We start from the raw sequence: 21,999 nt of genomic DNA, 5'->3' as shown, positions 1-21,999 counted from the left end.
GGTTGTCTGGAACAGGAATTGAGCACTATTAGCGCAGTGATGAGGCATTTCGTCGCTGGGAAACAAGACCGGGTCGCATGCGCAAAGAATTTTTACAGCAATTGCAATCGCTTAGCCTTCGGTCGCGGGCCGTCGGCGTTGCCTTGCTATTGCTCGCCGGCACGTCTGCCTACGGTTTTTTGCATAGCAGCGGAGCCAGGACCGGCCATTCCGAGGTGTCGAGCCAGTCGCGCAAGAGCCTGACCCGCTACGTGCCGACGCCGGCCGAATGGGCCAGCCTGAGCATCCAGCCGGTGGTCGAAAAGGCGTTTCGCGCCGAGCATGTCACCGAAGGCAAGATCGCGATCGATGAGGACCGTTCCACACCGGTGTTCTCGCCCTATGCCGGTCGCGTCACGAGATTGCTGGTGCGGCCGGGCGATGCCGTCGTCAAGGGCCAGTCGCTGTTCGTGATCGAGGCCGCCGATACCGTGCAGGCGCAGAATGATTTCATCGCGGCGATGACCGCGATGAACAAGGCGAAGTCGGCGCTCGCGCTCGCTGAAATCCAGAACAAGCGCGCCAGCGACCTGTTCGAGGGCAAGGCGGTGCCGCTGAAGGATTTTCAGCAGGCCCAGGCCACGCTGATCCAGGCGCAGAACGACATGCGCTCCTCGCAAACGGCGCTGGAAGCCGCGCGCAACAAGCTGAAAATTCTCGGGCTGTCCGACGAGGACATCGCCTCGTTCCAGGACAAGGGCCGCATCAATCCGGAGACCACGATCTTCGCGCCGATCGGCGGCACCGTGGTCCAGCGCAAGATCGGCCCCGGCCAATACGTCAATTCCGGCGCCGCCGATCCCGTCTACGTGATCGGCGATTTCTCCACCGTGTGGCTCACCGCCTTCGTGCGAGAGAGCGATGCGGCAACCGTTGCTGTCGGGCAGGAGATTTCGTTCAACGTGCTGGCGCTGCCGGGCCGCACGCTGAATGCGCGCATCAACTATGTCGCGACCGCGATCGATCCGGCGACGCGCCGCCTCTTGGTCCGCGCCACCATCGACAACAAGGACCGGCTGCTGAAGCCGGAAATGTTCGCCAACGTCACGATCTATTCGCCGAGCGATCATCCCGCGGTCGGCGTGCCGAAGCAGGCGCTGATCTATGAGGCCGACCAGGTCCGCGTTTGGGTGGCGCACGCCGACAAGTCGATCGAACTGCGTTCGATCAGGCCGGGCCTTACCAACGGCGATCTGGTCGAGGTGGTCGGCAATTTGAGGCCCGGCGAGATGATCGTCACCAAGGGCAGTCTTTTCATCGACCGGGCGGCCTCGGGTAGCTGATCTCTTATCGAAAGACCCGGTCTGAATGGATCGTCTCGTCGCTCTTGCCGTCCACCGCCGCTATTTGATGGTCGGCATGTTCATCGCCGTGCTCGTCGGCGGGCTCTTCGCATTCCGGCACCTCAACATCGAGGCCTATCCCGATCCGACCCCGCCGATGGTCGACATCGTGACGCAAAGCCCGGGGCTGTCGTCGGAAGAGATCGAGCGCTACATCACCATCCCGATCGAGACCCAGGTCGCCGGCATCAAGAACCTGCGCACCATCCGGACCATCTCGCTCTATGGCTTGTCCGACGTCAAACTGCAATTCTCCTTCGACTATACCTATGACGAGGCGCTTCAGCAGGTGCTGAATCGCCTGGCGCAGCTTCCGCCGCTGCCGGGCAGCGTGCAGCCGACCATCTCGCCGATCAGCCCGATCGGCGAGATTTTTCGTTACCGCCTCAAGGGCCCGCCGAATTACAGCGTGCTCGATCTCAAGACATTACAGGACTGGGTGCTGCAACGCCGCTTCCGAGCCGTGCCTGGAGTGATCGACGTCGTCGGCTGGGGCGGCAAGTCCAAGACCTACGAGTTGCAGGTCGATTTCAACAAGCTGATTGCCTTCGGCCTGACACTGCCGCAGGTGATGCAGGCCGTCAGCAATGCCAACATCAATGTCGGCGGCAATACCGTCAACATCGGCGCGCAATCGGCCGTGGTGCGCGGCGTCGGCCTGATCCGCTCGATCGACGACCTCAACAACACCATGGTGTCGCAATCCGGCGGCAATCCGGTGCTGGTCAAGGATATCGCGACCGTGACGATCGGCGAAAAGCCGCGGCTCGGGATCGCCGGCATCGACCAGGACGACGACATCGTGCAGGGCATCGTGCTGATGCGCCGCAACGAGCAGAGCTCGCCGACGATCGCCCGCGTCGAGCAGCTCGTCAACAGCATCAACAATTCCAGCATTTTGCCGCCGGGCGTGCGGATCGAGCGCATCTACGATCGCAAGGATCTGATCGACATCACCACTCACACCGTGCTGCACAACATGTTGACCGGCATCCTCTTGATCGTGCTGCTGCAATGGATGTTCCTGGGCGACCTGCGCAGCGCGCTGATCGTCGGCGCGACGATTCCCTTTGCGCTGTTCTTCGCCGTGATCATCCTGGTGCTGCGCGGCGAGTCCGCCAACCTCTTGTCGGTCGGCGCGATCGATTTCGGATTGATCGTGGATGGCACCGTGATCATGGTGGAAGCGATCTTCCGGCGCCTGTCGCAGACCACGGCGCTGTCGGAAGTCGAGCAGAGCCACATGTCCTACGAGACGGTGATGGGTATCAAGAGCCATGCCATCCTGTCCGCCGCCGCCGACGTGTCACGCTCGATCTTCTTTGCCGCCGCCATCATCATCGCCGCGTTCATTCCGTTGTTCACGCTGAGCGGGGTCGAGGGCAACATCTTCGGGCCGATGGCGCGCACCTATGCCTATGCGCTGTTCGGCGGCCTGCTTGCCACCTTCACCGTGACGCCGGCGCTGAGCGCGATCATCCTGCCGGCGCATATCGAGGAGACCGAGACTCGGATCATGAGGTTCCTCGACCGGCTCTACATGCCGGTGCTGAACTGGGCGCTCGCCAACCGCAGGATCGTGATGACCGGCGCCGCGGGACTGGTGGTCCTGACCATCATCTTCGCCCGGCTGCTCGGCCTCGAATTCCTGCCCAAGCTGGAGGAGGGCAATCTCTGGATCCGGGCGACGCTGCCGTCGACCATCTCGCTCCAGGAGGGAAACACCTATGTCAACGAGATGCGGAAGGTCATTCGTGCGCGCCCCGAGGTGGAATCGGTGGTGTCGCAGCAGGGCCGTCCCGACGACGGCACCGATGCCGCCGGCCTGTTCAACGCGGAATTCTTCGCGCCGCTGAAACCGGCAAGCGAATGGCCGGGCACCCGCGACAAGGAGGAGCTGACGGCGCAACTGCTCGCGCAATTGCAGGAAAAATTTCCCGGCGTCGAGTTCAATTTCTCGCAATACCTTCAGGACAACGTCTCCGAAGCCGTCTCCGGCGTGAAGGGCGAGAACTCGATCAAGCTCTACGGCAACGACCTTCAAACGCTGACGGACACCGCGAACAAGATCAAGCAGGTGTTGTCGACTGTGCAGGGCGTCACGGATCTGGCGGTATTCACCTCGCTCGGCCAGCCCACCATCCAGATCGATATCGACCGCGCCCGCGCTGCGCGTTACGGCCTCTCGCCCGGCGATATCAACGCCACCATCCGGGTCGCGATCGGTGGCGATAGCGCCGGCGACCTCTACGAGCCCGGCAGCGACCGGCATTTCCCGATCATCGTCCGCCTTGCGCCGGAATATCGCAAGAGCGCGGAGGCGATCCAGAATTTGCGCATCGGCGTTGCGGGGGCGGGCGGATCGATCACGCAGATCCCGCTGAGCGAGGTCGCCTCGATCAACCTGATCTCGGGCGCCGCCTACATCTATCGTGAGGGGCAGGAGCGCTACCTGCCCATCAAGTTCTCGGTGCGCGACCGCGACCTCGGCAGCGCGATCCTGGAAGCGCAGGAAAAGGTCGCCGAGAAGGTCCAGCTTCCGCCGGGATCGCGGGTCGAATGGGTCGGCGAGTTCGGCAATCTGAAGGACGCGATCCGGCGGCTGTCGATCGTGGTGCCGATCAGCCTTGCGCTGATCGGCGTGCTGCTGTGGTTCAATTTCGGATCGCTCGCCGACACGCTGCTGGCCATGAGCGTGATCCCGATGGCGATTTTCGGCGGCGTGCTCGGGCTCCTGATATCGGGCATCCCGTTCAGCGTCTCGGCCGCGATCGGCTTCATCGCCCTGTTCGGCATTGCCGTGATGGACGGCATCATCATCCTGTCGCAGTACAACCAGCTCATCGACGAAGGCTATGAGCGGATGCGGGCGATCGTCCGCACCGGCGAATTGCAATTGCGCCCGGTGTTGATGACCTGCGCGGTCGCAGGCGTCGGCCTGTTGCCGGCGGCCTGGTCGGAAGGGATAGGCTCGCAGGTGCAAAAGCCGCTCGCCGTCGTGGTGGTCACCGGCATGCTGCTGGCGCCGCTGGTTATCCTGGTGACGCTGCCGGTCCTGATCTCCTTCTTCTCGCGCCGCCGCCTGCGGTAGCAGCAGAATCCGGACCCGCACGGCTGTGGGCATCTGCCCATGATTCCTGCCCACTCGGTTTGTGGTTGACGTCCCTTGCGGACCGTCCCTTGATTGCACGAGGGAAAACCGCGGGGAGAACACCGTGCGGATCGAGGAACGCCAAGAAAACATCCACGGACACGTCACCCCCACCGCCGACCAGATACTCGGCGAGATCAGGGAATTTTGCCGCGCGACGCAGACGGCGGAATCCACGTTCGGCCGGCTCGTCGTCAATGACGGCAAGCTGGTATCGCGCCTACGCGACGGCGCGCGCATCACCACCGGCACGCTCGACAAGGTGCGCGCCTATCTGTCCGAGCATCGCCCTGCGTCGCTGCCTGCGCCAAATGGGCATCTGCCACAGGCCAGGCCGGCCAACGGCGCTGTCATAGCCGCCGAGATCGCGCCGCCCGGTTTTCGCTTCTTCGACAACCGGCAGAAATACCTGCTGTTCGTCTCGACCTGTAGCGAGAAGACCGAAATCGGCAGCCGGATTTCGCTGGAGCTCGGCAATCTTCAGCCGGCTCCTCCCGCACTTCGCATCTTCGATGCCGGCGTTGGCGACGGCACCGTGCTCTCGCGCGTGATGCGCGCGGTGCATGCGCGCTTTCCGACCATGCCGCTTTATGTCGTGGCGAAGGAAATCAGCTACGAGGACGTGCGGCTGATGCTGGAAAAGATGGCCGACCGGCTGTTCGAGCATCCGGCCACCGTGCTCGTCGTCACCAACCTCTATTACGCGGAAGCGCCATGGCTGACGCCGCGTTCGGCCTCCGCCGCGCAAGGCCTGATCTGGAAGGACGTCACGCTGTCAGGCAATACGGCGCACGGCTTTGCCGAGCAGATCGCCGAGCTCGAGGGATTTCTGGCGGAGAACTGGCGGGCAGGGATCAGCAAAACGTCGGGCAACCCGGTCTACACGAGGCCGATCATCCTGACCCTGCGGCGCGAGGATCATTCCTTCCTGCTCGATCCGATCATGCCGCGGCCGGGCCGGGTGATGGCGGATTACGACCTCGTCATCGCTTCGCAGCCCTATCGCGCGCGGGCCAGCGTCGAGTTCAAGGCCTCGAAGGTGATCACGCCACTGGTGAAATCGCTGCGGCCGGGCGGCCGCCTCATCGGCATCCATTCCCATGGCAAGGACCCGGGCATGGAGATCATCGAGCAGGTCTGGCCGGGCGATGATCCCTTCAAGACCGACCGCTACGCGATCCTGCGCCAGGTCAAGCATGAGCTTGGCTCTGCGGCGCGGCACTACAATTTCAACGCCTCTTCCGACGCGCGATCGATCTTCCGCTACAACATGCATACGCTGCCGGACGAGGTGAACGGCCCGATCGGCACCTCGACGCTGTTCGCCGCCTGGAACGCCGCGATCTATGTCGCGCAGATCGAGGATATCAGACTGTCGGAAGTGGTGCGCGACGGCCGCTACCTCGAAGCCACCGACCGGGTGCTGAAGAAGCATGGCGGCCTGTGGTTCAACGACGAAACCTACGTGGTTTCGCGCCGCCGCGCGCCGGCCTGACGTGCGGGGACGTCCATGACCACGTCCGATCTCGCAAAACTATTGCCAAACGCCTCCGTCGAAATCTCTTCGACCGGACAGCAGGTGCAGGAATTGTCGGAGCACTTTGCGCGCGGGACCGACGTCACGATCACGTTTCTGCCCGGCGACAATTATCGCCACAATGTCGAGACCGCGGCGGCGGTCCGCCGTGCCGGTTTCAATCCGGTGCCGCACATCGCCGCGCGCGAAATGCATTCACGCGAAGCGCTCGGTGATTTCCTCGCCCGCGCCCGCGGCGAGGCCGATGTCAGCCGTATCCTGCTGATCGCCGGTGACGTCGCTGCGGCGAGGGGGCCGTTCAAGTCGAGTTTCGACGCCGCCGCATCCGGCCTGATCGAGGCACACGGCATCGCATCCGTCAGCATTGCAGGCCACCCCGAAGGACATCCGTTCCTCGATGACGAGCATGCGTTCAAGGGCCTCGCGGCCTGGCGAGACTGGGGCCGCCGCACGTCGGTGCGCGTGGATGTCGTGACGCAGTTCTGTTTCGAAAGCGCGCCGATCCTTTCCTGGATCGGCGAATTGCGCGCCCGCGGAATCGAGCTTCCCGTCACCGTCGGTCTTGCGGGGCCCGCGACGCTGGCGACGCTCACAAAATTCGGGCTGCGCTGCGGTATCGGCAACTCGATGCGGGCGCTGCGCGGCCAGATCGGGCGGTTCGGGCGGCTGCTGACCGATAACGGGCCCGATGACGTCGTGCGCGGCCTCTGCGCGGCGCCGCCGGCGGTGACGGAGCCGACTGCCGGATTTCATTTGTTTCCGTTCGGGGGCTTGAGGAAATCGGGGAACTGGCTGCGCGAGTTCGACCATGATCCGCTCGCCGTGTCGGCGAGATGAGCCCTCTTTGCTTCCACCGTCATTGCGAGCGAAGCGAAGCAATCCATCTATCCCCGTGCGGGGAGATGGATTGCTTCGTCGCTTCGCTCCTCGCAATGACGGATGGTGATGACCGGGAGCAGGTCGCGATTCAGCTAAACCCGTAAAGCCGCGCCGGATTGTCGACCAGAATCTTCTTGCGCACCGCCGCGTCCGGCGCCCACACCGGAAGCTGGTTGAGCAGCTTTCCGTCGTCGATCTGGAACAGCGGCGTGACCTCGGTCGGCTTCCTGCCGGGCGGCGTCACCGAATCCGGATGCGGCCAGTCGGTGCCCCAGACGATGCGATCGTTGTTGGCTGCGATCAGCGCCTGGGCGAGCGGGATGCAGTCCTTGTATTCAGGCCCTTGCTTCGACGATCGATAGGCGCCCGAGATTTTTACATAGGCCTTGCCTGACTTCACCAGTTCCAGCAGGTCGGCAAAGCCCGGCTGCTCCACGCCGAGGGCTCCCTGCGCGCCGCCAAAGTGGTCGAACACCAGCGGCACCGGCGAGGTCGCGACGATGTCCTTGATGGCCGTGATCATGGCGAGGTTGGTGTACATCTGAACGTGCCAGCCGCGCGCCTTGACGCGGTCGATGCCGGCCTGCAAGCGCGCGCGCCCGACATTGGGATCGTTGGTGCCGCCGGTGGCGAGATTAAGCCGGATGCCGCGGAAGCCGGCCTTGTGCATCGTGTCGAGTTCGCTCTCCGGCGTCTTGTCGTCGATCACGGCAACCCCGCGCGCACCTGCGCCGCGCGCCATCATGCCGTACTGGCTGGAGGAGTTGTCGGTACCGTAGACGCTCGGCGTCACCACCACCACGCGTTCGATATGCAACGCCTTGTGCAGCGCCGACATCTCCTCGGGCGAGGCGGGTTCCGGCGTATAGACGCGCCCGGCGAAGAACGGGAATTTTTCGACGTCGCCGTGGATATGGGTATGGCAATCGCATGCGCCCGGCGGAAGCTCGAAATTGATCGGCGTCGACGGCTGCGCCGCTTTCCCCAGCACATCCCTGTTCTGCATGAGCACTCCGGCTGCGATGGAGCCGAGCAAAATACTGCGTCGTGTCAGCATTTTTCCTCTCCCTGTTTCCGCGCATTGTTGGCTGCGCTTGTGCAGGGAGCATAGCAGCTTAGGCCGCAAGCGCACGTGCCGCCCGTATCAATGCAGCATTGCTCTCGGCGAGGTCGCCGGAGGGCAGGTGCTTTCCGTCCTCGAGCCCGATCCTGGCATCGCACCCGAGCCGGAGCGTCTCGCGATAGAGCGGCCAGACCGTGCGGTCGAGGCCGTGAACCAGCCGCGGCAGCTTCATGCCGGCCCGGTCGAGGATGGCCTGGATATCGCGCAGTGCCTGCTCTGCCGCCGGAAGGTCCTGCTCGTTGAGCTCGATCAGAACCCGCAGGCATTTTGCGGCGCTCGGGTGGCTAAGAAACTTTTCGGCGTCCACTGCCGACCACAGCCCGGCCTCGACGCCGATGCCTTTGGCAAGCACGAGATCGATCACTTCAGCGGAATCCTCCTCGATCAGGTTGATCGAGACGTAATCCGGCAGCACGTGCCACGCTTTGATGTGCTCCTGACGCGCGCGTCCCTTGGGCGGAATCCACCAGCCGGTCGACAGGCCAACCGGGATGCCCGGCACGCTGGCCCGTACCGCTTGCAGCGCGCTGGCGACGTCATCGGGATGCAGGCTTTCCTTGCCCGCGCGGTCGCGCACGTGGAGGTGCAATTGCTGTGCGCCGGCCTCAATCACGGACCTCGCATCATCGGCCAGTTCGGTTGGCGACAGCGGGACAGAAGGGTGGAAGGCGCGGTCACGGCCGCCGTTCAGGCAGGCTTGCAGCATTGAGGAAACCTCGCGTTTACAAAGCTTTCGAACCGGAAGCTCGCGGATTTGACTAATGCAGGGCGCGTCCGGATGATCCAAGTCTCACTGGAATCAATTTATGCGGAAATTTTCAAGCAAGTTCAAAACCGGCGCGTCCGCCGTCGCCGTGCTTGTGGTGCTGTTCGGCGTCTACGGCTTTCGGAAGTTGCAGGCGCTGGCCGCCGACCCCACCGGCGAAAAGGATTGCCGGCCGGCAGAAGGGGACGGGCAAGGCAAGATCGATCTGCAACAGATCAAGGCGATCGCGCCGCTACAGGGCGTAAAATGGTCTCAACTCGGCGGCAGCATCAACGATGCAAGCTGCCTCAATCGAACCGAGATCTACGGCATCGTCGCGGTACGGAGCGTCGAGGACATCGCCAAGGCGCTCCAGTTCGCGCGTGACAACAAGCTTCCGGTCACCACCGCCGGCGTGCGCCATAGCATGGGCGGGCAGGCCTTTCGCAAGGGCGGCATCGTGCTCGACATGCGCAGCTTCAACAAGATCGTGCTGAACGAAAGCGCGCGCTCGGTGACGGTGCAGCCGGGCGCGACCTGGCACGACATCCAGAACGCGTTGCACCCGCGCTTTGCGGTGCGCGCCATGCAATCGACCGACATTTTTAGCGTCGGCGGCTCGATCTCGGTCAACGCGCATGGGATGGATCATCAGGCCGGGGCGCTGGCGAAATCGATCAAGTCGATGCGGGTGATGCTCGCGGACGGCTCGATCAAGACGGTGTCGCCGACCGAAAACGCGGAGCTATTCAACCTAGTGGTCGGCGGCTACGGCCTGTTCGGCGTGATCGTCGAGGCCGAGCTCGATATTGCCGACAACCTTGTCTATCAGACCGGACGGCGACTTTTGGATTACAAGGAATTTCCCGCGCTGTTTTCCGGCGAGATCGAAAAGGACAAGAATATCGGCCTGATGTACGGCCATCTCTCGACCGCGCCGAGCACCTTCTTGCGAGAGCTGCTGCTCTATACCTACACAAAAGTCGACGGCACTGATTTCAAGCGCGAGCCGCTCGGCGAAGTCAGCGGCGTAAAACTGCGGCGGCTCACCGTCAATCTCTCCAAGCAGGGCTCGCTGTTCCAGGAGATGAAGTGGTTCTCCGAAAAACACATCGAGCATCGCATGGAGAACTGCACGGTGACGCGGGCGCAGGCGATCGGCTCGGCCGAAGCCTGCCTCGTCAACCGCAACGATCCGATGCATGATTCCGTCCCATACCTGCGCAACGCGCTGGCCGAAGACACTGACATCCTGCACGAATATTTCATTCCGCGCAGCCAGTTCGTCTCCTTCGTCGACGGCATGCGCAAGATCATGACCGACAACAAGACCAATCTTTTGAACGCGTCGGTGCGCGTGGTGCACCAGGAGGAGAATTTTCTGACCTATTCGCCGGAGCCGGCATTTTCGCTGGTGCTCTACATCAACCAGAGCACGGACGATGAGGGCAACCGGCGGATGAAGAAGGTCACGGAAGAGCTGATCGACCTCACCATCGCGCACAAGGGGCGTTTCTTCCTGCCGTACCAGCTCTATTATTCGCGCGATCAGTTGCAGCGGTCATATCCGCAGATCAACGAGTTCTTTGCGGCGAAAAAAAAGTACGATCCAGATGGTGTCTTCACGAATACGTTTTACCAGAAGTATGCGTCGTAAGACGCAGCGTTTTGCCCATCAAATGTGCGTGTCGCAATCTCCGCGCGCGAGGTGATCGGCGTTCGTTGTGAACGGGTTCACAGCCCCTTCGCAAACGTCGTGTTAGCCTGCGGGCATCGCGATCGTGAGGCCACGTTGGTGGACCAATACATTGTCAAAACCTGTTTGAATTTCGTGCCCAGGCTGCTGGTTGCCTTTGCGATTGTTTTTGGGCTGATTGCGATGGTGCAAGGACAGCACCATCAGCAGCATCAGCCCCAATTCGTCCCATTGCCGACGGGACCGATGCCGGCGGCGCTCATTCCCTAAGCGTGAAGCTTCGTAGGATGGGTAGAGCGAAGCGAAACCCATCATGCTCCGAGTTCATGGCGATGGGTTTCGCTTCGCTCTACCCATCCTACAAGGTGAGTTGCGCGGTCCGCTTCGGCGGCAGACCGCTACAGCCGCCGGCCTGCTCGGCGTCGAGCACGAGCAGGGCGCCTGCCGCGTAGAGATGCGCAACGAATCCGGTATCGTCGGAGCGCGCGATGGTGACGTAGTCGCCGGATGTGAGCACACGGCCGCCGGCCTTTGCCACGGCAGCGAGCGCCTGCGACGGCGGGCCGATGATTGCCATCGACTTTCCGGGGGCCGAACCAAAGGTGAGCGCAACGACGATGGCGAGCCAGCCACCGGCGACCAGTGCGATCGCGCCTGATATCCTGCCTATGGCGCGAAACGGGCCGCTAGTAATCATAGAAGTGCTCGATGCTTACGCCTTTGGCCTTGAGGTCGCGATTGATCTCGACCAGGCGGTCGATCCTAGCCCTCAGGCCGGCGCGGCGAAAGCCGGGTTTGGCGTCGAGTTCCAAGGAAAACAGTTCCGTGGTGCCGTTCACATCCAGCTTCGCGCCATCGGGCGCGATCACGGTGACGAAGATTTCGCGATTTCCCGCGATCTCGGCGATGCCGCTTCCCTTGTCGAGCAGGCCAAGCATGATCTCCGTAAAATCCTTGTAGCGCGGCGTCTGCACCAACTGCCATTCCGGCGTGAGCGCGCGGATGGGTTTGATGCGCGATTCCTTCGCGATGACCTCCGGCGGCAATGTCGCGACCACGAACATGATATCGCGAGGTGTGTCATCGCCGGAGGCATCCAGCAGCTTCTGGATCAGACTGGCGTAGCCGATCTTGACGAAATATTCCGTGCCAAGCGCGAAATCGCGCTCCCATGTGCGCACGGTGCTTGGTGTCGGTGCCGTGATCGCGAAGAGGCCGTCGAGCTTCTCGCGGAACGGATATTTGAACCAGGGGACGGTGTAGAGAAACGCCGAATAGTCCTGGAGCACGGTGCGGGCATAGTCATCCTGCGGCGTACGCGCGTCGCCCCTGATCCATTCGAACAGGCGGCCGATGGTGTTCTCGTAAAGCCCCTTGATGGCGTATTCGGCGGAATAGCTGATGCCGATGATGTAGATCATCGTCTTGACCTCGGTCCGCGACTCCGTGGCCGGCGGCATCGCGCGATTGATGGTGCAAAAGCTTTTCCAGAAGCCGAGGATGTGGCCGAGATAGTTGAAATGGCTTTCGCTCGAGCGGTCGAGGAAGCGGCCGAAATCCTCGAACGAATAGACGATGTACCATTCTGGGAAGGTGAAGAAAGAATCGTCGAGCTTGCGGCGATAGCCCTTTTCGTCGATCGCAGGCAGCACCTGCGTAGGCGCAGCCGTCGCCGCTGCATTCGATGCCGGCCTGCAATTCGCCTCGATATAGGCGAGCGGCACCAGCACGGACAGCGCGATCAGAACGACGAGCGCCGTAAAAATCCGCCGCAAGCGCCTAAGCATGGGCGGCGCGCGTCCGCGGCGCGAGCAGGTATCCGATCAGGATCGCGACGCCGCCGAGGGTGAGATGCGGGGCATTGGCAAAGAACCGCGTCGACAGCGGCAGGTTGAGCACGCCGTTGATCAGGATGCCGAAATCGAGATAGCCGCTGCCGGTGAACAGGCCGAGCACGCCGTCGGCGAAGTAGAACACGCCGAACAGCTGGAAGAACAGTTCCGACGCCCGGCGCGAGGCGAAGGCGGCGACCGCCGCCCACAGCGCGGAGACCAGATGCAGGCCGTCGGCGTACCAGGTGCGGCGGAACAGGCCGAAGATCATGTCGTTGGCGTCGATGAAGGCGGGGATGTAGCCGGTCAGGATCACAAAACCGAGCAAGGCGGCGTAGCCGAAGGCGCATAGTCTGATGATGTCCATGGTGTCTCCGCGGCCTCGAATCTCGTGCGAGTCTAGAATTTTGCGAGGGCCTTGAGCAGGGCTTCGTTGAACAGCGGCGGGTCCTCGATCTGTGGAATGTGGCCGAGGCCAGGCAGCAATGTCAGGCTTGCCTGCGAAATCAGTGTTTGCAGGTCTCGCGCCTGATCGACCGGCGTCACCGTATCCCTGTCGCCCCAGAGAATCGCGACGGGCAGCTTCAGCCGCGCATAGGCGGCGCGGTCGGCGCTGGTGGCGTCGCGATCGGCACTGAGGAAGTAATAGGCCCAGTCTGCGATATCGGAGGTGCTGTTGCGAAGGCTGGTGGGGCGCTGAAGGATCTCGACATATTCCGGGAGCGCGCGCTCCTTTTTGGCGATCAACGACCGCAGCAGCCATTTCGTGGCCAGCGGATTGGTGATGGTCAGCGACACCAGAATTTCACGCACCCATTTTGGCTGTAGCACCGCAGGCGGGTCCGACGGGTCGGCCGTCAGGCCGAGCGCCGCATCGACCAGCACGAGGGCGCGCGCCCGATCCGGATAGCGCATCACGAGTTCGGTCGCGGCGCCCGCGCCGAAGGAATGGCCGACAATGATCGCGGGCGCAGCCTTCAGCGCGCCGAGCACCTCGTTGATCCGCGCGGCCTGGTCGCGCCGCGTGTAGGTGCCGGGCCGGTCCGAAAAACCGAACGGCGGCAGATCGAGCGCGATCACATGGAAGCCGGAAGCGGCCAGCGCATCGCTGGTGCGCCACCATAATTCGCTCCATGCCGCCGTGCCGTGGAACAGCACGACGGGGATGCCGTCGGGCGGGCCTTTTTCCTGCACGAACACGCTGCCGGAAGAAGTCTTGACGAGATGACCGGAGGACGGCGCCAGCGTCGCGCGATCGGCGGTTTCGCGGAAGGCCGCGGACAGCCGGAACGCGGCGACGGCCGCAACGACGAGCAGCAACAGGACGGCAAGAATCTTGGCGGACCAGCGCAGGATTTTTGAAATCACCAGGCCTCGCAATGGCGGCGTCAAAATGGAATCGAGTTGAAAGCGCGGCTCAGTCTAGCCGACGGCCACGAGCCGCGGGATGGAAAAATCCCGCGGCGATGGCGCTGCGGTTAATGAATTACTGCCCCGAAGGCGTGCGCAATCCGTGCCAGGCGTCGCGCACCTGATGGTAGTGCACCTCGGGCAGATAGTCCGGCGTGTTCAGGTTCAGCGTCTTGACATCCAGCCGGCCGATCGCGGCGAGCAGGGTGTAGGAGGCGATCACGCGGTCGCGCTGCGCGCCGATCAGGCGGGCCTTGGCCAGGATCAAATCCTGCTGCGAGTTCAGCACGTCGACCGTGGTGCGCTGGCCGCCGGCGGCCTCGCGCTGCACGCCCTGGAGCGCGACGGTCGCGGCTTTCACCTCAGACTCGGACGCCGCCATCGCGATCTTGGCGCCCTCATTGGCGACCCAGGCGCTGATCGCCGCGGTGCGGGCCTGGTTGCGGACCTGATCCAGCACCAGCCGGCTTTGGGCGGTGATTTCCTTGGCCTGCCGGGTCTGCGAGGCCGCGGTGCCGCCGTCATAGATCGGCTGGTTCAGTGTGCCGACGATGGAGGCCTGATCCGTTCCAAACACGCTGAGTGTCGGGTCGTTATCGCGGGCGCGGCTGACGCTGCCCTGCACGGTGACGCTCGGCATCAGGCTGCTTTCGGCGACGCGGATTGTGGTCGAGGCCATATCGACGTCGAAGGCGGCTGCCATCACCGCGGGGTGTTGGCCGAATGCCATGCCGGTGGCTTCATCGCGGCTGCGTGGCCCGAGACGGTCGACGATCTCGGCGGGGCGGAGCTGCGAAGGCGTATTTCCGATCACCTGCGCGTAGGTGGCCTGGCTGATCGCCAGCGAGACCTCGGCGGCGTTGAGATCGGCAAGGCCGCGGTTCAGCCGCGCCTCGGCCTGCGCCGTATCGGTCGGCGTTACGTCGCCGGCGTTGAGGCGCTTTTGCGTGATCGCCTGCGTCTCGCGCAGGAAGGCGACGTTGGCGCGCTGGGCCTCGACCAGCGACTGATTCGCCAGCACGTTGGTGTAGACCGTCACTGCATCGAGCAGGATGCCCTGTCCGACATTGCGCAACGCTTCACGGCCGGATTTGACCTGGAGCTCCGCCACCCGCACGCTGTTGGCCGTCTTGAAACCGTTGAACAGCACCTGCGTGACCGTGACCCCGATCTGCCAGGGTTTCAGGTTTCCGGACTGTATGGTGTTGTTGGGCAAGAGATCGCGCACCGACTGCAAGCCGGCGCTAAGGTTGGCGGCGATCTGCGGCCGGTAGCCCGCCAATGCCTGCGGCACATTCTCGTCGGTAGCGCGCTGGCGCGCCCGTTCCGCATTGAGCTGCGGGTTGTTCTGATAAGCCTTTACGAGCGCCTCATGCAGCGATTCCGCCTGCGCTGCCGTTGCGGCAAACGCGGCACAAGTCAGTGCTGCAAGGCAGATGCCCGATCGAAGCACGCGCCTTTTAACGTGGCCAAATTGAGCGGCACGTTCATCCATTCTCACTACTACCCCGGGACAGGCCCCGCCGACGCCCCTCGAAACATCTACCGGTTAGGGGGAGGGCCCGCCACTGACAATCCGCCGCGCGACATCAGCACATTAAATCAGTGCTTGGCTGTTGCTGGTACGTCACAGGCGAATTTTGTGTGGAAAATAGGCTATAGCTTTTTGGCGCAGGCGCCTGATTCCGAAGGGGCGCGGTCGTTACGTCCCGGGTTGCGAACCTGATGCCAAAACTGTTCTCCGACCCCGAGGCGATCGCCGAAGACATCATCCGCGACGTCGGAACCAATCTTGTGGTCGGGCTGCCGCTCGGTCTCGGCAAGGCCAATCACGTGATCAACGCGCTCTATGCGCGCGCCGCCTCCGATCGCTCGATCAAGCTCACCTTCTTCTCCGCGCTGACGCTGGAAAAGCCGCGGCCTTCAAATCTGCTTGAGCGGCGCTTCATCACACCGGTGATCGAGCGGCTGTTCGGCTGCTATCCGGATCTCGCCTATGCCGCGCCGCTGCATAAAGGCGAGCTGCCGCCGAATATCGAAGTGATCGAGTTCTTCTTCCTCGCCGGCAAATGGCTGCGCGTGCCGTATGCGCAGGAACATTATATCTCCGCCAATTACACCCATGCCGCATCCTACATCCTGGCGCGCGGGCTCAATGTGGTCACGCAACTGGTGGCCAGGCGCGTGATCAATGGCGAGACGCGCTACAGCCTGAGCTGCAATACCGACACTACGCTCGACATTTTGCGCGCGCGCAACGAGGGCCGCGCGTCGTTCAGGCTGATCGGGCAGGTCAATTCCGAATTGCCGTTCATGCCCGGTCCCGGCGATCTGCCGGGGAGCGAATTTTCCGCGGTGCTCGACAGTCCCGAGACGGATTTTCCGCTGTTCGCGCCGCCGGCCGAGCCGATCAGCGACACCAAATACGCCATCGGGCTTCATGCGGCGAGCCTCGTGCGCGATGGCGGCACGCTGCAGATCGGCATCGGGCAGGTCGGCGATGCGCTGGCGCAGGGGTTGGTGGTGCGCCACCGCGACAACGAAAAGTTTCGCGCGGTCATGAAGCGGCTCGCGCCGCATGCGGAGCCGCGCGAAAGCGGGCCGTTCGAACAAGGGCTCTACGGCGTCAGCGAGATGCTGTTCGAGGCTTTTGTCGGCCTGATCGAGCCGGCATTTTGAAGCGCGAGGTCGAGGACGGCGTGATCCTGCACGGCGCGTTCTTCCTCGGGCCGAAGGCGTTTTACCGGAGCTTGCGCGAGATGAAGCCGGAAGAGATCGCGCGCATCCGGATGATGCCGGTGTCCTTTACCAACGCGCTCTATGGTGAGGAGGACGCCAAGCGGCGGGCGCGGCTCGATGCGCGCTTCGTCAACAACGCGATGATGGCGACGCTGATGGGTGCGGCAGTGTCCGACGGTCTGGAAGACGGCCAGGTCATCAGCGGCGTCGGCGGCCAGTATAATTTCGTGGCGCAGTCCTTTGCGCTGGACGGCGCGCGCTCGATCCTCGCGCTGGAGGCGGCGCGCTGGGTGGGACGAAAGGCGCAGTCCAATATCCGCTGGAGCTACGGTCACCAGACCATTCCGCGGCACCTGCGCGATGTGTTCGTCACCGAGTATGGTATTGCCGATGTCAGGGGAAAATCGGATGCCGAAACGATTGCGGCGATGCTGTCGATCGCGGATTCGCGCTTCCAGGGCGAATTGGCGCGGGCCGCCAAGGACGCCGGCAAGCTGCCGAAGAATTTCGAAATTCCCGCCGCGCACCGCGAAAATTTTCCGGAGCGGACTTCGGCCGCGCTAAAGCCTGCGCGCGAGGCGGGCCTGTTGCCATCATTCCCGTTCGGCAGCGATTTCACCGATGTCGAGCAGCGGCTGATCCCGGCGCTGCAATTGCTCCAGGCCGCGCAGCGCACGCCGCTGCAATTGCCGGGGCTGTTGTGGGAAGGGTTTATGCGCACGCCCGATGCGGCTGACGAGGAATGCCTGGCGCGGCTGGGGCTCGATAAGCCTTCCGATCTGAAAGAGCGCATCTATCGCACGCTGATCAGCGCAGCGTTGGCGCGGAGCAAATAGTGCCTCGTCGTCCCTGCGAACGCACTAGTGCATGCACACATCTTTGGAGCGAAAAAATCGACTCTTAATCAAGGACTTGGCTGCTAGTAGGTAACGAAAATTGGCGAGTGCAGCATTCGCAGGAATGCCTCTTTCGCGGCGTTCTTGATGCAAGTCGTTGATATGACTCCGGAAGATGTGTGCATGCACTAGTGCGAACGCAGGGACCCATACGCCGCGGCCATTGTTGTTTTGCGCGATGAAGGACGGCTTTCTTCCAACAACCACCGGCGGTGGTTATGGGTCCCTGCGTTCGCAAGGACGACGGCCATCACCTGTTCTTGTTCACCGGCTTGCGCTTCTCGATGAACGCCGCCATGCCTTCCGAGCGGTCTTCCAGCGCAAACGTCGAATGAAACAGGTTGCGCTCGACGTTCATGCCCTCCGCCAGCGTTGTCTCGAACGCGCGGTTGACGGCTTCCTTGGCCATGGCGGCGGCGGGCTGCGACATCGAGGCGATCTTTTCCGCTGCCGACAGCGCTTCCTCCATCAGCTTGTCTGAGGGCACCACGCGGCTGACGAGGCCGCTTCGCTCGGCTTCCGCGGCGTCCATCATCCGCCCGGTGAGGCAGAGATCCATCGCCTTGGACTTTCCGATCGCGCGGGTCAGGCGCTGGGTGCCGCCGATGCCGGGGATGGTGCCGAGCGTGATTTCCGGCTGGCCGAATTTGGCGGTGTCGGAGGCGATGATGATGTCGCACATCATCGCCAGCTCGCAGCCGCCGCCGAGCGCGTAGCCGGAGACGGCCGCAATCGTCGGCTTGCGGCAGCGCGCGATGCGGTCGCCGCCGATCGCCGCGAAATCCGACGAGAACATGTCGATGAAACCTTTGGGCTGCATCTCCTTGATGTCGGCGCCGGCGGCAAAGGCCTTTTCGCTGCCGGTCACGACAATGCAGCCGATCGCCTCGTCCGCCTCGAGGTCGTCGACGGCCGCCGCGATCTCGCGGAACACGCCGAACGAGAGGGCATTGAGCATTTTTGGCCGGTTCAGCGTGATGATGCCGACCGCGCCCTTGTTCTCGACGATGATGTGTTCAAACGTGCTCATAAGCCACCCCGCAAAAATTTCGCGGCAATGTGCCCGCTGGCGGGATGGGCTTCAAGTGGGCTGGAAGGTGGTGCCCCGGACGCGGTAATCCGGGGCACCGAGTGCGGTCACGCCATGAACATTCGCGCGGCGGAGGCGATGGTCAGCAGCGCACCGATCGCGATAAAAATCTTCCCGATCAGCGAGGTCTGATCCCAGGTCGAACTGTCACTGGCGGCAGCCGGCGGCTGGGCCGGCGGGCCGGCCTTGATGGCGGTGGTCGCCATCGCGACCGTCTGCGAGGGCGAGCCGGGCGCCGCCTGGGCCTGCGGCGCCGGCTGGGGTTCCTGTAGCGTGCGGTCGGCTTCGTTGAGTTGATCGGGGGCGGCGGCCTGCTCGGCAGGGGCAGGGGCGGGAACCGCGGCCGGCGCATCGGCTGGCCTCGGATCAGCCTGGGCCAGCAGGATTGCGTTGGCGCGCTCGGTCATCGCCTTGGTGGCGCCGGTTGGCTCATCAAGCTGCGCGTCGATCCGGGCGTTGGCGTTCGCGACTTCAGGCGGAAGCGAAACCGGCATCTCGCCGGAAGCATCGGCGACCTCTGTCGCTTCGGTCTTTTTGGCGGAGGATTTTTGCGCGGTACGGTTGTATTTGCGGTGCGCATAGCGCTTCCAGTGCCGCGTGCCATGCTTGGCGGATTTCGTCTCGGTCGCGCTTTCCGATTTCGAGCCGGCGGCCACGGAGGCCGCGCCGGTGTACGCAACGCCTGCCACGCACACGAACAGACCCGTTACGACCATCAACGCCGAGCGCCTGCTGGCTTTGATTATCATTGGCAATCTCCCCATTTGCCCCGCCCCCTGAGTCGCATCAAGTCGCAACAAGACCCCGCCAAATGTTCTCAACGCGGCAGAAAGAGGGAATCTTCGGGCAACAGCGGGCGAAAAGGGGGCAATGCAACATGACCCGCGGCCGTGCGCGCGGAGCGCCGGGAACGTCGCCCTGTTGCCTCGCCAATGCCGAAAGATGCGGGTCTCGCCGATCGATGTTATGAGCGCACCAGCGGGCTTTGCGGCTTTCGCGATTCCTCGGCCTCGGGCGTCTCGATCACGAGTTCGTGATCGTCATTTGCTCGCGTAACAAGTTGAAAGATTGACCGAATTGTCAGGTGGGAGCGCGCGTGCGCGAACGTGAGGACGAATGGACCGGCCTGATGCGGTCGGCCATTTCCGGCGACGATGCGGCGTATCACCGCCTGCTCAGGGCCGTCACGCCCGTGCTCCGGGCGGCGGCGCGCCGCGGGCTGGCGCGCGCCGGGCAGCCGGTCGATCAGTCCGAGGATATCGTGCAGGATATTTTGCTGGCGGTGCATCTGAAGCGGCATACTTGGGATACGAACGCGCCGTTCGCCCCCTGGCTGTTCGCAATCGCCCGCAACAAGCTGATCGATTCGCTGCGCCGCCGCGGGCGCCGGATCTTTGTCGATATCGACGATTTCGCCGAGACGCTGCCCGGCGAGGCGCCGGCTGAGACGGTTCCACCCGGCGAGATCGCGGCGCAACTGAACACGCTGCCGGCGCGTCAGCGGGAGGTGCTGCAATCGATCGCGGTCGAAAGCGCCTCGATCAAGGATACCGCGAAGAAGTTTTCGATGAGCGAGGGCGCAGTCCGGGTGGCGCTGCATCGCGGGCTTGCCAGCCTGACGGCGAAGTTGCGGGAAAACTGACGATGGATACCGATCAGCTCATCAAGACGCTTGCGGCCGACAATTCGCACCGCGCCCGTTCCGTCGGATTTGTGCTGATGCTGGCGCTGCTGGCGGCAGCTCCCGTGTCGCTGCTGATCTTCTTCGCCGAGCTCGGCGTGCGGCCCGACGTCATGACGGCGATGCGCAATCCGTTCTTCGACTTGAAATTCGCGGTGACGCTGGCGCTGGCGATCTCAGCCGCTGCGGTCGCGCTGCATCTGTCGCGCCCCGAGGCCTCGCTGCGCGGTTTCGGCTGGTATTTGTTCATTCCGGCCGGACTGCTCGTGGCCGGCATCAGCGGCGAGATGATGATGCCGCAGCGCGCGCCGATGATGACGCGTCTCATCGGCAACAATTCAAGGTACTGCCTGACGTTTATTCCGGCGATCTCGCTGCCGCTGTTGCTGGCCGCGCTGATCGGGCTCCGCCACGGGGCTCCGGCTCGGCCTGCGCTGTCGGGCGCGATTGCGGGAATGCTGTCGGCCGGACTTGCCGCGACGCTTTATGCCGCGCACTGCACGGACGATTCGCCGCTGTTCGTGGCGACCTGGTACACGCTCGCGACCGCGTTGATGGCGGCGGTCGGCGCGCTCGTGGGATCGAGGCTGCTGCGGTACTAGTTAGAGCGTTTTCAAGCGAAAGCCTGTCCCGCACTTGATGCGGGATGGACACCGGTTCGCGTGAAGAAAACGCGTCAAAAAAGGAATCTGGAGCATCGGTTCTGAACCGATGCTTCAGGCCAGCACGTTCTGCTGCTGCATGCGGTGGAAACGCAGCACCTGCTGAGCGGTCGAGGGCCGCAGCCGCTCGTAGGTTTCCTTGCAGCTCTGTAGATCGGTCGGCTCCATGCCCGACAGGTCGTCGCGCATGTTGATGACCGCGCGCACGGTCGACCAGGACATACCCGCGACCTTGGCGAGGATCATGAGGCCCTCGGCGCGGGTTTCGATCATCATGTTTTCGGCGACCGCTACCGGTACGTTCGCGAGCGCCGCGATCGAGGCGTTGGTCTCGTCGAACTTACCTGCCTCGGCAAAGATCGCGACCTGGAACTCGTCGAGCCGGCCGTCCTCGTAGAGCGATCTCACCAGCGCATGCGCGATCGCCGTCTGCTCGGTAATGGCCGATTTGGCCGTGCGGGCGCGGCGGGTGGCTTCCTTGACCACCGTCGGCACTTCCGCGGCGTGTTCCGGATTGGCGGCTTCGAGCCGCTGACGCACGGTGTCGGAGGCTTTCGCGAGCAGTTTCAGATAGAGATGGCGCGGAATGGCCGGGCGCAGGCCGATGCAGGTCGCAAGATCGTCGTCGCCCTCGGCGCGGTGGACCAGCCGGGTAAAGCCGCGCTCGGTGAATTCGGCGCCGGGATTATTGACGGTCGACCGGATCACCTCGTCGTTGCCGCGCAGCACCAGCACATCGGTCACCGCCCCGCTCAGCGTCTTGCGGGTCGAGATCGCCATCAGATGTGCCTGGCTCTTGTTGCGCGCGGTCTCGATCAGCGCTTCGTCGTCCAGGCAGTTGGACTGGGAGAGCACGGGGCCGGCCACCTCGATCACATCGTCGAACGCCAGCGTCCGGATCGTCTGCCGCGGCGCGTGGTCGATCGCCGCAAGGCGGTTGGCGAGCAGCGTCTTGGCCGACGTCTCGATATGCAGCAACAGGCACTGGAACACGTCGTCGAACAGCTCGATCTGCTGGTCGGAATAGTCCACCGCGCCGCCCAGGAACAGATCGGTCACCCGGCGCAGCGTCTCCACGCGCCGTGCGACGGTGCCGTGCGCGAGCGTTGCCTGCAATTCATCAAGCAGGTTGTCGGGAGCGATGGTGGCGGGCTTCGAACTCATGACTCTATCCTG

Annotated in this window: 18 protein-coding genes and 1 pseudogene; 8 read left to right on the top strand and 11 right to left on the bottom strand. The window is 63.4% G+C overall.

Features of this window, described 5'->3' with window-relative positions; translation table 11 throughout:
* The first annotated feature begins 77 nt into the window (after positions 1 to 77).
* The 4 genes from JQ628_RS11665 (at position 78) to JQ628_RS11650 (ending at position 6,907) form a co-directional block, all read left to right on the top strand.
* Positions 78 to 1,322, top strand: coding sequence for an efflux RND transporter periplasmic adaptor subunit (locus JQ628_RS11665; protein WP_212222680.1), 1,245 nt, complete (start codon positions 78 to 80; stop codon positions 1,320 to 1,322).
* Between the two features lie 25 nt (positions 1,323 to 1,347).
* Entirely contained in the window at positions 1,348 to 4,473 is a 3,126-nt protein-coding gene (locus JQ628_RS11660) for an efflux RND transporter permease subunit (protein WP_212222679.1), read from the top strand.
* A 124-nt stretch (positions 4,474 to 4,597) separates the two neighbouring features.
* Positions 4,598 to 6,028 carry a hypothetical protein gene (locus JQ628_RS11655; protein WP_349628051.1) on the top strand — a complete coding sequence of 477 codons (1,431 nt, stop codon included), beginning with the start codon at positions 4,598 to 4,600 and terminating at the stop codon, positions 6,026 to 6,028.
* Between the two features lie 15 nt (positions 6,029 to 6,043).
* Entirely contained in the window at positions 6,044 to 6,907 is an 864-nt protein-coding gene (locus tag JQ628_RS11650; protein ID WP_212222678.1) for a hypothetical protein, read from the top strand.
* A gap of 130 nt (positions 6,908 to 7,037) precedes the next feature.
* Here the strand turns inward: JQ628_RS11650 and JQ628_RS11645 are convergent, their stop codons facing one another.
* Together JQ628_RS11645 and JQ628_RS11640 are read right to left on the bottom strand one after the other, a co-directional pair.
* Entirely contained in the window at positions 7,038 to 8,006 is a 969-nt protein-coding gene (locus JQ628_RS11645; RefSeq protein ID WP_212222677.1) for an amidohydrolase family protein, read from the bottom strand.
* Between the two features lie 58 nt (positions 8,007 to 8,064).
* The gene (locus tag JQ628_RS11640; protein WP_212222676.1) at positions 8,065 to 8,778 is read right to left on the bottom strand and encodes a 3-keto-5-aminohexanoate cleavage protein; all 714 of its coding nucleotides are present in this window, start codon (positions 8,776 to 8,778) and stop codon (positions 8,065 to 8,067) included.
* 100 nt (positions 8,779 to 8,878) lie between these two features.
* Between JQ628_RS11640 and JQ628_RS11635 the strand changes: the two genes are divergently transcribed.
* Complete coding sequence (locus JQ628_RS11635; RefSeq protein ID WP_249127745.1) at positions 8,879 to 10,474, top strand: FAD-binding protein; 1,596 nt, start codon at positions 8,879 to 8,881, stop codon at positions 10,472 to 10,474.
* Positions 10,475 to 10,576: 102 nt separating this feature from the next.
* Here the strand turns inward: JQ628_RS11635 and JQ628_RS11630 are convergent, their stop codons facing one another.
* From JQ628_RS11630 to JQ628_RS11605, 6 genes are all read right to left on the bottom strand, one after another.
* The gene (locus tag JQ628_RS11630) at positions 10,577 to 10,828 is read right to left on the bottom strand and encodes a hypothetical protein (RefSeq protein WP_212222675.1); all 252 of its coding nucleotides are present in this window, start codon (positions 10,826 to 10,828) and stop codon (positions 10,577 to 10,579) included.
* A gap of 43 nt (positions 10,829 to 10,871) precedes the next feature.
* Complete coding sequence (locus tag JQ628_RS11625) at positions 10,872 to 11,210, bottom strand: hypothetical protein (RefSeq protein ID WP_212222674.1); 339 nt, start codon at positions 11,208 to 11,210, stop codon at positions 10,872 to 10,874.
* Positions 11,200 to 12,300, bottom strand: a complete 1,101-nt coding sequence (locus JQ628_RS11620; RefSeq protein ID WP_212222673.1) for a hypothetical protein — start codon at positions 12,298 to 12,300, stop codon at positions 11,200 to 11,202. The genes JQ628_RS11625 and JQ628_RS11620 overlap by 11 nt, the downstream gene beginning before the upstream one ends.
* Positions 12,293 to 12,712, bottom strand: coding sequence for a hypothetical protein (locus JQ628_RS11615; RefSeq protein WP_212222672.1), 420 nt, complete (start codon positions 12,710 to 12,712; stop codon positions 12,293 to 12,295). The genes JQ628_RS11620 and JQ628_RS11615 overlap by 8 nt, the downstream gene beginning before the upstream one ends.
* 32 nt (positions 12,713 to 12,744) lie before the next feature.
* Positions 12,745 to 13,713 (bottom strand): alpha/beta fold hydrolase, encoded by a 969-nt coding sequence (locus tag JQ628_RS11610; protein WP_212222671.1) that lies wholly within the window; start codon positions 13,711 to 13,713, stop codon positions 12,745 to 12,747.
* A gap of 118 nt (positions 13,714 to 13,831) precedes the next feature.
* Positions 13,832 to 15,250 (bottom strand): TolC family outer membrane protein, encoded by a 1,419-nt coding sequence (locus JQ628_RS11605; RefSeq protein ID WP_212222670.1) that lies wholly within the window; start codon positions 15,248 to 15,250, stop codon positions 13,832 to 13,834.
* A gap of 230 nt (positions 15,251 to 15,480) precedes the next feature.
* On the opposite strand from JQ628_RS11605, the pseudogene JQ628_RS11600 reads away from it, so the two are divergent.
* Positions 15,481 to 17,330, top strand: a pseudogene (locus JQ628_RS11600) (acetyl-CoA hydrolase/transferase C-terminal domain-containing protein).
* A 310-nt stretch (positions 17,331 to 17,640) separates the two neighbouring features.
* Here JQ628_RS11600 and JQ628_RS11595 read toward each other — a convergent pair.
* Both JQ628_RS11595 and JQ628_RS11590 read right to left on the bottom strand, forming a co-directional pair.
* The gene (locus JQ628_RS11595; protein ID WP_212222669.1) at positions 17,641 to 18,420 is read right to left on the bottom strand and encodes an enoyl-CoA hydratase; all 780 of its coding nucleotides are present in this window, start codon (positions 18,418 to 18,420) and stop codon (positions 17,641 to 17,643) included.
* 107 nt (positions 18,421 to 18,527) lie between these two features.
* Positions 18,528 to 19,229, bottom strand: a complete 702-nt coding sequence (locus JQ628_RS11590; protein WP_249127744.1) for a hypothetical protein — start codon at positions 19,227 to 19,229, stop codon at positions 18,528 to 18,530.
* A gap of 347 nt (positions 19,230 to 19,576) precedes the next feature.
* Between JQ628_RS11590 and JQ628_RS11585 the strand changes: the two genes are divergently transcribed.
* Positions 19,577 to 20,122, top strand: coding sequence for a sigma-70 family RNA polymerase sigma factor (locus tag JQ628_RS11585; protein WP_212222668.1), 546 nt, complete (start codon positions 19,577 to 19,579; stop codon positions 20,120 to 20,122).
* A gap of 2 nt (positions 20,123 to 20,124) precedes the next feature.
* A complete protein-coding gene (locus tag JQ628_RS11580) occupies positions 20,125 to 20,763 on the top strand; it encodes an NrsF family protein (RefSeq protein ID WP_212222667.1) in 639 nt (212 codons plus the stop codon).
* A 114-nt stretch (positions 20,764 to 20,877) separates the two neighbouring features.
* Here the strand turns inward: JQ628_RS11580 and JQ628_RS11575 are convergent, their stop codons facing one another.
* Positions 20,878 to 21,987 carry a DUF2336 domain-containing protein gene (locus JQ628_RS11575; protein WP_212222666.1) on the bottom strand — a complete coding sequence of 370 codons (1,110 nt, stop codon included), beginning with the start codon at positions 21,985 to 21,987 and terminating at the stop codon, positions 20,878 to 20,880.
* Positions 21,988 to 21,999: the final 12 nt, after the last annotated feature.

It is taken from the genome of Bradyrhizobium lablabi, from assembly GCF_018129385.1.
In the GTDB taxonomy this organism is placed as follows: Bacteria; Pseudomonadota; Alphaproteobacteria; order Rhizobiales; family Xanthobacteraceae; genus Bradyrhizobium; species Bradyrhizobium lablabi_C.
The sequence above is the reverse complement of the archived record's forward strand: the minus strand, read 5'-3'. Positions and strand labels throughout refer to the sequence as shown.

What these genes read in the sequence shown, in the direction of transcription:
- JQ628_RS11665 (WP_212222680.1), top strand. Translation starts at nt 78, where the DNA reads ATGCGCAAAGAATTTTTACAGCAATTGCAATCGCTTAGCCTTCGGTCG.
- JQ628_RS11660 (WP_212222679.1), top strand. Translation starts at nt 1,348, where the DNA reads ATGGATCGTCTCGTCGCTCTTGCCGTCCACCGCCGCTATTTGATGGTC.
- JQ628_RS11650 (WP_212222678.1), top strand. Translation starts at nt 6,044, where the DNA reads ATGACCACGTCCGATCTCGCAAAACTATTGCCAAACGCCTCCGTCGAA.
- JQ628_RS11645 (WP_212222677.1), bottom strand. Translation starts at nt 8,006, where the DNA reads ATGCTGACACGACGCAGTATTTTGCTCGGCTCCATCGCAGCCGGAGTG.
- JQ628_RS11640 (WP_212222676.1), bottom strand. Translation starts at nt 8,778, where the DNA reads ATGCTGCAAGCCTGCCTGAACGGCGGCCGTGACCGCGCCTTCCACCCT.
- JQ628_RS11635 (WP_249127745.1), top strand. Translation starts at nt 8,879, where the DNA reads ATGCGGAAATTTTCAAGCAAGTTCAAAACCGGCGCGTCCGCCGTCGCC.
- JQ628_RS11630 (WP_212222675.1), bottom strand. Translation starts at nt 10,828, where the DNA reads ATGATGGGTTTCGCTTCGCTCTACCCATCCTACGAAGCTTCACGCTTA.
- JQ628_RS11625 (WP_212222674.1), bottom strand. Translation starts at nt 11,210, where the DNA reads ATGATTACTAGCGGCCCGTTTCGCGCCATAGGCAGGATATCAGGCGCG.
- JQ628_RS11620 (WP_212222673.1), bottom strand. Translation starts at nt 12,300, where the DNA reads ATGCTTAGGCGCTTGCGGCGGATTTTTACGGCGCTCGTCGTTCTGATC.
- JQ628_RS11615 (WP_212222672.1), bottom strand. Translation starts at nt 12,712, where the DNA reads ATGGACATCATCAGACTATGCGCCTTCGGCTACGCCGCCTTGCTCGGT.
- JQ628_RS11605 (WP_212222670.1), bottom strand. Translation starts at nt 15,250, where the DNA reads ATGGATGAACGTGCCGCTCAATTTGGCCACGTTAAAAGGCGCGTGCTT.
- JQ628_RS11595 (WP_212222669.1), bottom strand. Translation starts at nt 18,420, where the DNA reads ATGAGCACGTTTGAACACATCATCGTCGAGAACAAGGGCGCGGTCGGC.
- JQ628_RS11590 (WP_249127744.1), bottom strand. Translation starts at nt 19,229, where the DNA reads ATGATAATCAAAGCCAGCAGGCGCTCGGCGTTGATGGTCGTAACGGGT.
- JQ628_RS11580 (WP_212222667.1), top strand. Translation starts at nt 20,125, where the DNA reads ATGGATACCGATCAGCTCATCAAGACGCTTGCGGCCGACAATTCGCAC.
- JQ628_RS11575 (WP_212222666.1), bottom strand. Translation starts at nt 21,987, where the DNA reads ATGAGTTCGAAGCCCGCCACCATCGCTCCCGACAACCTGCTTGATGAA.